The organism is Leptotrichia massiliensis (assembly GCF_900104625.1).
In the GTDB taxonomy this organism is placed as follows: Bacteria; Fusobacteriota; Fusobacteriia; order Fusobacteriales; family Leptotrichiaceae; genus Leptotrichia; species Leptotrichia massiliensis.
Map to the genome: position 1 here is coordinate 1245644 of NZ_FNVZ01000005.1, position 14185 is coordinate 1259828.

The 14185-nt window shown below is 31.1% G+C and carries 13 protein-coding genes; all 13 read right to left on the reverse strand.

Features of this window, described 5'->3' with window-relative positions; all coding sequences use genetic code 11:
- Window positions 1-14 precede the first annotated feature (14 nt).
- The 13 genes from atpA to argC all read right to left on the reverse strand — a co-directional run bounded on the left by atpA (window position 15) and on the right by argC (window position 14016).
- Window positions 15-1520: a F0F1 ATP synthase subunit alpha gene (gene atpA, locus BQ5344_RS09960; RefSeq protein WP_071125179.1), complete on the reverse strand. Its 1506-nt coding sequence runs from the start codon at window positions 1518-1520 to the stop codon at window positions 15-17.
- 18 nt (window positions 1521-1538) lie between these two features.
- Entirely contained in the window at window positions 1539-2066 is a 528-nt protein-coding gene (atpH, locus tag BQ5344_RS09965; protein WP_021769432.1) for an ATP synthase F1 subunit delta, read from the reverse strand.
- A gap of 1 nt (window position 2067) precedes the next feature.
- Window positions 2068-2562, reverse strand: a complete 495-nt coding sequence (gene atpF, locus BQ5344_RS09970; RefSeq protein ID WP_071125180.1) for a F0F1 ATP synthase subunit B — start codon at window positions 2560-2562, stop codon at window positions 2068-2070.
- A 118-nt stretch (window positions 2563-2680) separates the two neighbouring features.
- Window positions 2681-2917: an ATP synthase F0 subunit C gene (gene atpE / locus BQ5344_RS09975; RefSeq protein WP_006803454.1), complete on the reverse strand. Its 237-nt coding sequence runs from the start codon at window positions 2915-2917 to the stop codon at window positions 2681-2683.
- 135 nt (window positions 2918-3052) lie between these two features.
- The gene (gene atpB / locus BQ5344_RS09980; RefSeq protein ID WP_071125181.1) at window positions 3053-3949 is read right to left on the reverse strand and encodes a F0F1 ATP synthase subunit A; all 897 of its coding nucleotides are present in this window, start codon (window positions 3947-3949) and stop codon (window positions 3053-3055) included.
- Between the two features lie 164 nt (window positions 3950-4113).
- The gene (locus tag BQ5344_RS09985; RefSeq protein ID WP_071125182.1) at window positions 4114-6237 is read right to left on the reverse strand and encodes a CASTOR/POLLUX-related putative ion channel; all 2124 of its coding nucleotides are present in this window, start codon (window positions 6235-6237) and stop codon (window positions 4114-4116) included.
- A 321-nt stretch (window positions 6238-6558) separates the two neighbouring features.
- Window positions 6559-7803 (reverse strand): glycoside hydrolase family 10-like protein, encoded by a 1245-nt coding sequence (locus tag BQ5344_RS09990; protein WP_071125183.1) that lies wholly within the window; start codon window positions 7801-7803, stop codon window positions 6559-6561.
- Between the two features lie 103 nt (window positions 7804-7906).
- Complete coding sequence (argF, locus tag BQ5344_RS09995; RefSeq protein WP_071125184.1) at window positions 7907-8896, reverse strand: ornithine carbamoyltransferase; 990 nt, start codon at window positions 8894-8896, stop codon at window positions 7907-7909.
- Window positions 8897-8912: 16 nt separating this feature from the next.
- Window positions 8913-9461, reverse strand: coding sequence for a hypothetical protein (locus BQ5344_RS10000; RefSeq protein WP_071125185.1), 549 nt, complete (start codon window positions 9459-9461; stop codon window positions 8913-8915).
- An 88-nt stretch (window positions 9462-9549) separates the two neighbouring features.
- Window positions 9550-10737 (reverse strand): aspartate aminotransferase family protein, encoded by a 1188-nt coding sequence (locus BQ5344_RS10005; RefSeq protein WP_071125186.1) that lies wholly within the window; start codon window positions 10735-10737, stop codon window positions 9550-9552.
- A 28-nt stretch (window positions 10738-10765) separates the two neighbouring features.
- Window positions 10766-11638 (reverse strand): acetylglutamate kinase, encoded by an 873-nt coding sequence (gene argB / locus BQ5344_RS10010; protein ID WP_071125187.1) that lies wholly within the window; start codon window positions 11636-11638, stop codon window positions 10766-10768.
- A gap of 74 nt (window positions 11639-11712) precedes the next feature.
- Window positions 11713-12945, reverse strand: coding sequence for a bifunctional glutamate N-acetyltransferase/amino-acid acetyltransferase ArgJ (gene argJ, locus BQ5344_RS10015; protein WP_071125188.1), 1233 nt, complete (start codon window positions 12943-12945; stop codon window positions 11713-11715).
- Between the two features lie 21 nt (window positions 12946-12966).
- A complete protein-coding gene (argC, locus tag BQ5344_RS10020) occupies window positions 12967-14016 on the reverse strand; it encodes an N-acetyl-gamma-glutamyl-phosphate reductase (RefSeq protein ID WP_071125189.1) in 1050 nt (349 codons plus the stop codon).
- Window positions 14017-14185 lie beyond the last annotated feature (169 nt).

The following is a 14185-nucleotide window of genomic DNA, read 5'->3' on the forward strand; positions in this document are numbered from 1 at the left end:
TTATTTCACCTACTTTACCAGACATATTCACTCTTAAAGCTAGTAATAAACTCATCAAGTTTATTTTTCAGCTCATCATCCAATGATTTTTTTTCACGGATTTCATTTAAAATATTCTCATCATTTATAAGTGCTTCTATTATATCCTTTTCAAATGTTCTAACTTTTTCAGTCGGAACATTGTCAAAATATCCATTTGTAACACAGTAAAATGAAATAACCTGTTCTTGAACTTTGAATGGAGTGTATTGCGACTGTTTTAGGACTTCCATAATTTTAGATCCTCGATTAAGCTGATCTCTAGTCGCCTTATCCAAATCCGATCCAAATTGCGTAAATGCCAAAAGCTCATTATATTGTGCAAGTTCCAGTTTTACTTTTGAAGCAACCTGTTTCATAGCTTTAATTTGTGCCGCTCCTCCAACCCGTGATACAGAAACTCCTGCATTTATGGCTGGTCTAAATCCTGAATTAAATAAATCCGTTTCCAAGAATATTTGTCCGTCTGTTATCGAAATAACATTTGTAGGAATGTATGCCGAAATATCTCCAGCTTGTGTTTCTACAATTGGAAGTGCTGTAATTGAACCTCCGCCTAGTTTATCGCTTAATTTTGCGGCTCTTTCAAGAAGTCTTGAGTGAAGATAGAAAACATCTCCAGGATAGGCTTCTCTTCCCGGTGGACGTTTTAACAATAGCGACATTTCACGGTAAGCTACCGCATGTTTTGATAAATCATCATAAACTATCAGTACATCTTTTCCCTGATCCATAAAATATTCACCCATGGCAACCCCTGAATACGGTGCCAAATATTGAAGTGGTGCAGATTCCGAAGCAGTTGCCGCAACAATGATTGTATATTCCAAAGCCCCTGTTTCTTCCAGTTTTTTATAAATTTGTGCAACTGTAGATCTTTTCTGTCCAATTGCGACATAAATACATATAACATCGTTATTTTTTTGATTTATAATAGAGTCAATCGCAATTGCCGTCTTACCAGTCTGTCTGTCTCCAATTATCAATTCCCTTTGTCCTTTTCCAATTGGAAACATTCCGTCTATTGCCTTTATTCCTGTCTGCATAGGCTGTGTAACAGGTTTTCTTGCGATAATTCCCGACGCCTGTCTCTCAATTGGCATATATTTATCAGCTGTTATTGTCCCTTTTCCATCAATAGGATTTCCAAGTGCATCGACTACTCTTCCAAGCAGCTCATTTCCAGCTGGAACTTCAGCTACTTTTCCCAATCCTTTTACTATACTTCCTTCTTTTATTCCTTGTGTTTTTCCAAAAATTACTGCTCCAATGTTACTTTCTTCCAAGTTTAGTGCCATTCCGACAGTTCCATTTTCAAACTCCAAAAGCTCTCCTGCCATAGCATCACTTAATCCGTAGATTCTAGCAATTCCATCTCCCACTTCCAAGACTGTTCCAGTGTTGGAAATATCCAGTGAACTTTTGTAATTTTCAATTTCGCTTCGGATTATTTTACTTATTTCTTCTGGCTTGATTCTCAAAGAAAAGCACCTCCGTTTCTAAAAATTTTTCTTTATTTCCTCAATCTGATTTTTTATTGAACCGTTAATAACTTCATTTCCAATTTTTAAAATTCCTCCACCGATTATTTCCTTATCAACTTTAAGATTCAAAACGATTTTTTTACCATATTTGTTTTCAAGTTTTTTTATTAACTGTTCTCTTTGCGTTTCCGATAGCTCCTTTGCAAATATAGCAGTTATTGGAAGTTTATTGTTTTCTTCGTAGTAAAGTTTTAAAAAATATTCTTTTATATCACTGACAAGGGATAATCGCTGTTTTCTCACAATATATTTTATTATTCCAAGTGCTTCTTTTGTCACATGATCAAATGATTTTTCTAAAAATTTTTCTTTTTCTGGAAATTTTTTCAAAGGATCTTCCAAAATTTTTCTAAATTCCTCTTCTTCCTCGTAGTTTTCCATAAGAATATTTAATACTTCCCGAACTTCATTTATATTGTCAGAAGATTTTGCTATATTATAAATTGCCGCTGCATATCTTTTTGCAATCTCATCATTAGCCATTCTAATCTCCTATCTCATTAATAAACTTATTTATAGTTTCATCTTGTTTATCATCAATATTTTCTTTAATGATTTTTTCTGCAAGTTCAACTGCCATTTCTCCAACTTCCTTTTGAAGTTCAAATTTGGCATTTTGTCGCATTTTTTCAATATCAGCTTCTGCTTTCATCATCATTCTTTCACGATTGCTCATAGCTTGTGATATAATCTGATCTTTTCTGTCATCCGCCTGTCTTTCAGCTTTTATCAAAATGTCATTAGCACGTCTTTTAGATTCTTTTTTCAGTTTTTCCATTAATTTTTTCTGTTCTTCCAGTTTTTCCTTTTCGTTCTCAACTATTTCCATTTCAGACAACGCTAATTTTTTTCTGTCCTCAAGCACTTTACCAATTTTTTTTGCAAAAGCTCGTGAAAAAAAATAGATTAACACTATAAAGTTTATTATTTGAATAGCCATCGTAAAATCGATGTTTACTAATTTTGCTCCTTCATTCATTTTTTCTCCTTAATTTACATTAACCCTATTTTGTTTCTTTTTAATTCTTACTTTATAATAATTTTCATAACAATATTATTTTATTTTTTCTGATTCTAAAAATACTGGATATTTTTTATTATCCTTTTAAGAAAATCAATAAGAAAGCTATTACCAACGCATAAATTGCTGATGATTCTGTAATCGCAAGCCCTGTGATTAATGTTTGCATAATATCCTGTTTAGCTTCAGGCTGTCTTGATACTGCCTCTACTGCATAACCAGTAGCTATTCCTTGCCCTAATCCTGCTCCAATTCCTCCTACCGCTGCAATTCCTGCTCCTAATAAAGCTGCCGCTTGAACTATTCCTTCCATTCTTTAATCCTCCTAATTTATATTATTTTTTATTTTCTTTATTTTAAAAAACTATATTTTAATTATAATTCTCTTATTTATACAAAATCTTAATTTCGTTGACTTTGAACATATAAAAGAACTACAAATCTGTTTTTATTCCTCTTCTCCCAACGCTTCACCTATATAAACTGATGAAAGTATTGTAAATACGAATGCCTGCACTATTCCAATGAATAAATCCAGATAAAGCTGTATTAACATCGGCCATCCAACCGAAAATGAAAAGCTTCCCTTCAGCATATTATTTGTCATTGATTGAAGCAATCCACGTCCAACAAGGCTGTATAACAGTCCTACAATTACAAGTCCCGCAAGCATATTTCCAAAAAGCCGCATTGAAGTATTTAACACTTTTGAAAAAATATCAACTACATTTAATGGAAACATAAACCACATTGGCTCAAACAAGGATTTTATATACCCTTTTAGACTTTTTTGCTTTATAGAAACTGCCAAAAAGACAACAATTACAACAAGTGATAATCCAATTGTAGTATTTGGATCTGCTGTTGGCGTTCTAAAAAACGGTTTTACCGTTCTAATCCCATTTTCCTTTACTACCATCATAATAAACGGAAATAAGAAAGTACTTAAATTTGAAAACATTATAAATGCAAACAATGCCGCAAAAAACGGTATATAAGTTTTTTTGTGTTTTCCAAAAGTAGTCAAAAAAGTATTTTCAATAAAATGATAGTATTCTTCCATAACAATCTGCATTTTTCCAGGTTTTTCAACACTTATATTCTTTGTTCCAGCTCTTACAATAAATATAATTATAATCATAATTGCCCACGTATCAAGAACTGTCTGACTTAATGAAAACTTAAAGTTCCCAAAAACAAAATTAAAATAATGCGGTGCCTCTACAACCGAACTTGGAGACTCAAATTTTACTGGTAAAAATGTAGAAATAATTGATAAAATCACATTTACAAGAACCATCATAAGAAATAAGAATCCAAAAAATTTAAAAATTTTATTTTTCATTATCTCCCTCCTTTCTCTCAACTTTGAGCAAAGATTTAATATTCTTTGTTACATATAATTATTATACTCCAATTAAATTCATTTTGCAAATTTTGTTTATATTTAAAGAAACCCTTTGTTTAAAAGTTTACTCAATTATTTTTATGCCAAAAATAGAAAATCAATTAAATCACTTTTTTCTTATTTTTCTCATTTCCCCCTTCAAATAATACAATTAATTTATCATTCTTGTTTAATTTAATTGTTTTATTTTTACTTATATTTAAATGAACACCATAATCTTTTTTCTTTTCTATCCTTTCGCTCATATCTCTATATCCTAATAAAATAATTCCTTCATTTGCTACAATTGTAGAAAGCTCTTTAAAAGAGTACTCTCTATTAAAATTTTCAATATAATTATCTGCTGAAAACAGATAAATTTCACATCCTTCTCCACTAAACAATTCATCGAACACATAATAAAGCCTTTTTTCTTCTGATAATTGGCTGATTACCGAACTTATTATCGTATCACTTATTATATAATCAGATACTTCCGTCAATTCTACAATTTCTCTATTCTTTTCATCATATATTTCAATAACAATACTTTTTTCTTTTAACGAACATTTATTATTTTTTTCAAGCAATTTTTTTATCAGTAACATTGTAAGCATTGATTTGGCATCCTTTTCTTGTGTTTCAAGATTATCATAACCTAAAATTATAATGCTGTCATAACTTTCAAGGTTGAATTTTTCTCCAACATATTCTTTTTCAGAAACTCTGTAATCTGTGATATCTTCATTTGTTACATTTTCAGAACCAAAATTATCTTTTAAATGTTTTTCTACTTCCTCATTCATTTTTGCAATTATATGAACTTCTGAATCTATACTCACATATTCGTATAACTCATTAATTATTTTATATATTCTCTTATTATATCCTAAAATTAATGTCTTGCTTTTTGGTAAAATTATATCTTCCATACTATTTTTCCATTGAAATTTTTCTATTTTCAAATCTTCAAAATAAAATTCAGGATATCCATCATCAGATTGAAAAAGAATAAGTTCATCTCTTTCTTCTATTATACATCCTATATTTTCACCATTTATTACATTATTATGAAATTTCTCATACGGATTTAAAATTATATTTTTTCGTACTCCTGGTAATTTTCCTTCTTTGATTTCAGCTTGATAAATTTCCTTTAAGTTGTTTTTATCCAAATTTTTCTTATATATTCCTAACAGAATACTTGTTGTACAATTTAAAGAAATTTCTTTAAATGTTTTACCTATCAGTTCTTTTCCAACTTTAGAAAAGTAAATTTCATCATTATCATAATTTAAAATTTCTGTCGCAATTACACTAAAACCTGGCTGTCTACTTGCTTGTGCTGTAATCCGTGATAACCATTTCTCAGTCGGAATATACAGTATGTTTTCATTTTCTTCATTTTGAAAACAAAAATCCATCAATTCTTTATTATGTTCATCTTTTATTTCTGTAATTATTTTCTTTGCTTTCTTTCTCAACGCTAAAATACATTTTATAGTATTTATATCTTCTTTATCGTCCTCAGAGGAAAGTATAATTACTGATTCTGCATTTTCAGGATGAACTATATTTAAATCATCAGTGTCTATAATACTTCCTGAACGACAATAAATTTTAGTCTGATAAATTTTATGACTTTTTTCACCTAGTGAATTATGAAATTTTTTTAACAGTTCTTTTTGATTTATTCTTAAATTTATCTCATCTTCCATTTTTATTTTATCGTTTTTAGAAAGTATCACTATTTTTTTATTTTTGTGATTTGCATTTGAAATAACAAGCTCACTTATTATCTTAAATATTGTTGGATTCCATCCTAAAATAAGAGTAAAATCTTTTTTTACAATTTCTGTTTTTCCTTTACGAATTTCAATAAATAGATTATCAAGTCCAGTTGTCAAAACACCAACTAATGCCCCAAAAATTAATACTCCAAGCAATGTAACTACAGCGGATACTATTCTATATCCCCATAATCTGTCATTTTGTAATCCACCTGGATCTATTACACGCAAAAAATTTTGCCAAATTGCTTCAATTAAACTTAAGCTGTCAGTTTCATTATCAGGTTTTAAATTCATCAGCACTAACATGACTGAAAATATAATAACTGTCAAAATCATTGTTACTGCTAACCATGCTATTATTGATATGGTTCCTTTTGACAATGTTTCTTCTAACATACCTTGTATTTTATTTTTCAATTTAATCCTGTTAAAAGAATCGTATTCTTTTTTCATAAAATTTTCCTCCTATTTTTTTAAGTAATTTTAATTATGTTAAAAATATACCTAAAGTTTTTTAATATCAATTTTTCTTATTAAATAAAAATCAACTCAAGAAAAACTATCATAATTTTTAAGTCTCTTATTAAATTTTTTACTTAATTTTATAATCTTAGATATTAAAAAAATTAAATTTATTTTTATATTCACACTCTATATTATATCCAATTTTTTATTTTTTTCAAATTTTATTCAAATTTCTTTGTAAATTAAAAAAATCAGTATCACCAAAGTTATAACAACTTCAATAATACTGATTTTTTCTAAATTCAGATACTAAAATTCCTGATTACCATTATTAGAATAAGGCCCTTGTGCCAAGCTGTTTGTAGCATTTTTAGGATTTGTCAGTAATGATTTGTAGCTAAAGAATATACTTCCTTTTACTTCTGGGTAATTTCTGTTGAAATTCACCTGATTTATTAATTCTTTTGCATTTTGCCAATCATTAACTTTGTATGCGGCTTGTCCGATATAAAGGTCTGTTTGCGTTTTCCCTGCATATTTGCTCCACCATTTTACAAGCGTATTGTACTCAGCTGATTTATGCCCTTGATTCCAGTAAATTTGTGGTGCCACGTAATCTATCCAGCCTTTATTCATCCATAATAAAATATCTGCATATAAATCATCATAATTTTGAACTCCAGCTTTTGTTGCAGAACCTCTTGACGGATCAGTGGAAGCATTTCTCCATACTCCAAACGGACTTATTCCAAATTCCACATTTTTATTTTCTTTTTTTATAGAAGTATGCAATTTTTCAACTAATTTATTTACATTATCTCTTCTCCAGTCTCCAACTGATGCAAATTTACTTCCATATTTCTGATACTGTGCAGAATCTGGATATTCTTGATTTTTAACTTTGTATGGATAAAAATAATCATCCATATGAACACCATCAACATCATAATTTTTCACAACTTCAACAATACTATTCACAACATAATCATTAACTTCAGGAATTCCTGGATTTAAGTATAATTGCCCACCATAAGCCACTGTCCATTCAGGTTTTTTACGTCCAATATTATCTTTTGACAATCTGTCTCTTGAACCTGATGTAGAAAGTCTGTATGGATTAAACCATGCATGAAACTCGATTCCTCTTTTGTGCGCTTCTTCTACCATGAATTTTAATGGATCATATCCAGGGTTTATTCCTTGTGTTCCTGTTAAATACTCAGACCATGGCGAATATTTAGAGGGATAAAAAGCATCAGCCGTTGGCTTGATTTGTACAAACACAGCATTCATATTCCATTTTTTTACATTGTCAAGAATTGTTAAAAATTCTCTTTTCTGCTGCTCTACGCTAAGTCCCTTCTTAGATGGCCAGTCAATATTGCTTACACTTGCTACCCATACTCCTCTTAATTCGCTGTTTCTTGTTACTTTCTGATTATTAACTTTTGACGCATTTTGGTTGTTTCCCATTATAATATTAGAGGCATTCAAAGTCGCAGCCGTTAAAACTGTAATTGCTAATAATGATATTTTTTTTAAAATTGATTTCACCAATATCTCCTTTCTGAATGTTAAATCTTCAATATCATTTTAGTACATTTTTCCTAAATTTTCAATACATTATCCTTATTTTTTTACATTTTTTCAATTTTTCTTATTCTTCTCCCAAAGTTGCCACCATAACCGCTTTAATCGTATGCATTCTATTTTCAGCCTCATCAAATACAACGGAATTTTTACTTCTGAACACTTCATCAGCAACTTCCATTTCCTTAATTCCGTACTTCTTTTCAATTTCCTGTGCAACTTTTGTATTCAAGTCATGAAATGCAGGAAGGCAATGCATAAACAGATAGTCAGGCTTTGCATGTTTTACAAGCTCATTATTTACCTGATAATACGAAAGTCTATTTATTCTTTCATCCCATACATCGTAAGATTCTCCCATAGAAACCCAGACATCTGTATAAATCACATCTGCATCCTTAACCCCACCAATTCGGTCATCGGTAAATGAAACACGCCCTCCATTTTCTTCAGCCAGTTTCAAGGAAGTTTCAGCCAGTTCCTTATCTGGAAAATATTCTTTCGGAGCAACAATTGTAAAATCCATCCCAAATTTTGCCGCACCAATCATAAGTGAACTTGCCATATTATTTTTTCCATCTCCAAGATACGCAAACTTAATTTCCTTCAAAGTTCCCTTTTTCTCTAAAATAGTCAAAAAATCCGCTAAAACCTGTGTCGGATGAAACTCAGTCGTAAGCCCGTTCCACACAGGTACTCCAGAATGTTCCGCCAATGCCTCTACCAAATTTTGTCCATATCCACGATACTCAATTCCATCATAAAATCTTCCCAAAACTTTTGCAGTATCCTCAATCGACTCCTTATCATTCATCTGAGAAGTAGAAGGCCCAATATAAGTAACATTCGCCCCCTGATCATAAGCCGCAACCTCAAAAGCACATCTAGTCCGTGTCGAAGTCTTTTCAAAAATCAATGCAATATTTTTACCAGTCAACTTTTTCTCTTCAGTCTTATTTTTCTTATCTTCCTTCAATTTTTTCGCTAAATTCAATAAATATTGTAATTCTTCTGTTGTAAAGTCTAATAATTTTAAAAACGAACGTCCTTTTAACATGCCTTTACCTCTTTTCTTAATTTTTATTTTTTATTCTAAAATACTCATCTAACACATTTTTTTCAATTTCCTTCAATTTTTGCACATTTTCAACAATTTTTTTATTCTCTCCAACATACCGAATCAATTTCATATTTTCATCAAAATAGTACCTCTTTTCAGAAATTTTTGATTTTCTGCTGTCAAAAACTTCTCCAACTTTCATATTATCTCTTTTATACCAGTCAGCGTTCACATAATACGGAACATTATATTTTTCAGTTTTATCAAAAATAAAATAAACTTTTCCATTTTTTACGTAATACTCCGTCGTTCCTCTCCAGGTTTCACCAAAATATTCAGTTATAATTTTCTTAACAATTCCATTTTGAAAATAATATCTTATAACACCGCCCTCTATACTCTGTTCATCATCTTCAATTTCCTTCACAATATAATTCTTTATAGCATTAGTACTTTTATAATCTTTCCTAATTTGATCAATCTTACTTTCAACATTTATATTACCAAAACTTACCAAACTAATCAAAACAGCTATTATCACACTTTTTCCAAAAATTTTCATAAAATCTCCCCTTTAAATTATAATTTTTCATTTATTCAATATAATTTTACCTCAATAACTTCTAATTTACAATATTATTTAAAAAGAATTAAATTGTTTTTAAAACTTTGTCCAAAATTAAAATTGCCTCATCAATTTCTTCCTTGCTCACATTAAATGGCGGAAAAAATCTTACAACGTTATTTCCAGCTCCAACTAACAGCAGACCATTTTCCAATGCTTTTAAAACAACATCTTTTCCCAAGACTCTGCTTTCATCAAATTTTATTCCCAAAAGCAGACCTTTCCCACGAATTTCCTCAACAAAATTATATTTCCCCTTCAATTCTTCCAATTTTTTAAGAGAATACTGCCCTTTTTCCACAACATCCTTTTCAACCAGTTTATTGTCAATCAATTCATGTAAAACAGCATTTGCAACAGCACAGACTAGCGGATTCCCTCCATAAGTTGAACCATGATCTCCAGGCTCTAAAACATCGTTTGCCTTACCCTTTGTAAGAGCTGCTCCAATTGGAACACCGCCACCAAGCGACTTTGCCACAGTGACAATATCTGGAATAATCTCAAAATTTTCATAAGCAAACAATTTTCCAGTTCTTCCCATTCCGCATTGAATTTCATCAAAAATTACAAGTGCGTTATATTTTTCACTCAGTTCCTTTATTGCCTGCATAAATTGAGGCGTTGCACTTTTCAGTCCACTTTCCCCTTGAATCGGCTCCAAAATTATGGCTGCTGTTTTCTCGCTCACTTTTGCCTTCAAATCTTTCACATCATTAAAATTACATTGTGCAACATTGGAAATCAAAGGCTCAAAAGGTTTCTGATATTTAGGCTGTCCTGTTACTGCCAATGCCCCTGTTGAACGTCCATGAAATGAATTTTTCATATAAATTATTTCAGTTTTGTCAATAATTTTATTTCCATTTTCATCATACGATAAATTATTACCGTATTTGCGAGCAATTTTTATTGCCAGTTCAATTGCTTCTGTTCCGCTGTTAGTAAAAAATACTTTCTCCATCGCACTATTTTGTGTAAGTTTTTTTGCCAGCTCTAATTGGGGCTCGCTGTAATAAAGATTTGAAATATGTATCAATTTTTTACTTTGTTCAGTCAAAGCATTTATAATTACTGGACTTGCATGCCCTAGACAGTTTACCGATATTCCCGATACAAAATCTAAGTATTCATTCCCTTCATTGTCGTAAATATATGTTCCTTTTCCTTTTTCAAATATTTTATTATAACGGTTATACACATTTAATAACATTTTTCTTCATTCCTTTCTAAAATTTAATTTATTTTTTTATTAAAGTTCCAGCTCCTTCCTCTGTAAACAGCTCCAATAATAATGAATGTTCCAGCTTCCCATTTAAAATAACTACATTTTCTACACCATTTTCAATCGCATCTAGGCAAGTCGTAACTTTTGGCAGCATTCCACCACTAATAATTTCTCGTTCAATTAAATCGTTCACTTTTTTCACATCAATTTCATCAATAAGCGTCTGCTTATTATTATAATCAAGTAAAATTCCATCAACATCTGTCAAAAATACCAATCTATCTGCCTGTAATTTCCCAGCAATCGTGCCTGCCACATAATCGGCATTAATATTGTATGTCTGACCATTCTTGTCAACTCCAATAGACGAAATCACAGGAATCACATCATTCGACTCTAACAATTTTATTACTTCCGTATTAATTTCCTTAATTTCTCCAACAAACCCAATATCAATCTTCTCTCCATCAACTTCAGCAAACTTCTTCTCAACAAACACCATATTCCCGTCTTTTCCACTAAGTCCAACAGCTTTTCCGCCATATTTATTAATATCCGCAACAATTCCTTTATTTACTTTCCCAGAAAGCACCATTTCCACAATCTCCACAGTTTCTTCATCAGTTACACGATTTCCATCAATAAATTTGCTCTCTTTTCCAATTTTTTGAAGCATTTCATTAATCTCAGGCCCGCCACCATGCACAATCACAGGATTTATTCCAACATATTTCATAAGAACTATATCTTGAATAAACTGCTCCCGTGCAGCAGGATTGACCATCGCACTTCCACCATATTTAATCACAATCGTTTTATTATGATATTTTTTTATAAATGGCAACGCTTTTACCAAAATTTTTGCTTTATCTAAATTTGAAATCATATTTTTCCTTTCTTTTTATCAAAATTTTCTCATTTCTTTAATTTTTAAAAAAATTAACTATATTAAAAAAATTATTAAGTATGGTACTCCGCATTTATTTTCACATAATCGTAACTCAAGTCACATCCCCACGCAGTCGAAGAAAATTCTCCATCATTCAGTTCAATCAAAATTTCAACTTTCTCATTTTTCAAAATTTTAACAGCCTTTTCATTGTCAAATTCTATTCCCATGCCATTTTTTGCAACTTGGACTCCTTTTTGTAAAGCATTAATATCATTTCCAAGAAAAATATTTACTTTATCAACAATAAGTTGTGCTTCAGAATAACCTACAGCACAAAGGATTCTTCCCCAGTTTGGATCTTCCCCAAATACAGCCGCTTTAAAAAGATTTGAAGTTATTACTGATTTTGCAACTTTTTGTGCGTCTTTTTTACTTTTTGCCCCAGTTACAGCAACTTCAATTAATTTTGTCGCCCCTTCCCCGTCTTTTGCAATCAGCTTTGCTAGCTCCTGATTCACAAAATAAAGCGCCTCTTTAAATTTGCTGTATCCTTCAGAACTTTCATCTACAATTTTTTTATTTTCAGAAGCCCCATTAGCAATAACACAAGCCATATCATTTGTACTTGTATCTCCGTCAACTGAAATCATATTAAATGTGCTGTCTGTAATTTCAGAAAATATTTTTTGCAACAACGATTTTTCAATATTTACATCCGTTACTGTGAAAGCCAGCATTGTAGCCATATTTGGATGTATCATCCCAGAACCTTTTGCCATTCCCGCAACTGTTACTGTTTTTCCATCTATTTCAATTTCTGCACAAATTTGTTTTGTAAAAGTGTCCGTTGTCATAATCGCAGTTGCCGCATCATTTCCCCCATTTTCCGATATTTCCTTGCAAATTTTACTAATTCCAGTTTCTATCTTTTTCATATCCAGCTGAACTCCAATAATTCCAGTAGACTGCACCAAAATTTCTTCTTTTTTGAGTCCCAGCTCATTTGCTGCAAATTCCGTCATTTTTTTAGCATTTTCAAGTCCAGTTTCTCCAGTACACGAGTTAGCATTCCCGCTATTTACAATAATCGCCTGTGTATTTCCATTTTTTATATTTTCCATATTTAAAATAATCGGAGCTGCTTTTACAAGATTTTTTGTAAACACTGCAGCCGAAACTGCCTTTTTCTCGCTATAAATCAATGCCAAGTCTTTTTTCCCACTTTTTTTCAACTGTGCCGATATTCCTGCCGCCTTTATCCCTTTAACATTAGTAATTGTCCCATCTTTTATTATTTTCATAAAAATCACTCCTTTTAAAAATTAAATATACATTGATAAAAACTCCAGCCCCATATTTTCTTCAAGCTCAAACATAATATTCATACTTTGAACAGCTTGTCCACCTGCACCTTTTACGAGGTTGTCAATCGCAGAAATTACAATAATATTTCCAGTTTTTGAGTCATAACAGACACCAATTTCACAAATATTGCTATTTTTCACATTTTTTATCTCGGGCAAATTTTCAGTAACCCTTATAAAATACTCATTTTTATAAAAATCATTATAAATTTCATAAATTTTTTCTTCTGTCAAGCTTTCCTTCCATTTTTCATTCACTTCCAGATAAATTGTTGAAAGAATTCCCCTATTTATTGGTAATAAATGTGGAGTAAACACTACATTAATATCGCTTTCTGATAATTTATCCATTTCCTGCTTTATTTCAGGCGTATGTCTATGCTTTAAAACTCCATAAGCCTTAAAACTTTCATTTACTTCTGTAAAAATCGTATCTATTTTGGCACTTCTCCCTGCTCCTGAAACTCCAGATTTTGAATCAATTATTATTTTATCCGTTTTTACAACTTTATTTTTTAAAAGCGGTGCCGCTCCTAGTATCGCCGATGTTGGATAACACCCAGGACAGGCAACAACTTGACTTTCCTTTATTTTTCCCCTATTTATCTCAGGCAAGCCATAAACTGCAATCTGATTAATTTCAGGAAACTCATGCTTAACATCATACCATTTTTCATAAGTTTCTGAATCATCCAGCCTGAAATCTGCTCCCAAGTCAAAAACTTTTACATTATTTTCGAGCACCTTCTTAGTCATCTTTTCCGACAATCCATGCGGCAATGCCAAAAACAGCACATCAATTTTTCCAAAATTTTCCTCAGCCTCTTCCTGCGAAATCAATTTCTTCTCAAAATATTTTTTATAATTTGCATACACCTCGCCCATATTCTCTCCAGCATTTGAATACGAAGAAATAAATTCAATCTCCACTTCTTTATGATTATTCAATATCCATACGAGCTGCTGTCCAGCATACCCAGTCGCTCCAATAACTCCAACTTTTATCATAATTACCATCTCCCTACATTTTTTTATAAAAAAAAGCCCTTTTTACAGGCTCTAAATAAAATTATACAAATTGTATATAAAAACAAAGAGCCAACAACCCAAAAGTCATTGGCAAAAGTAAAATTTTTATGTAAAACAGGAATTCATTATAAAAATGATTATACACCAT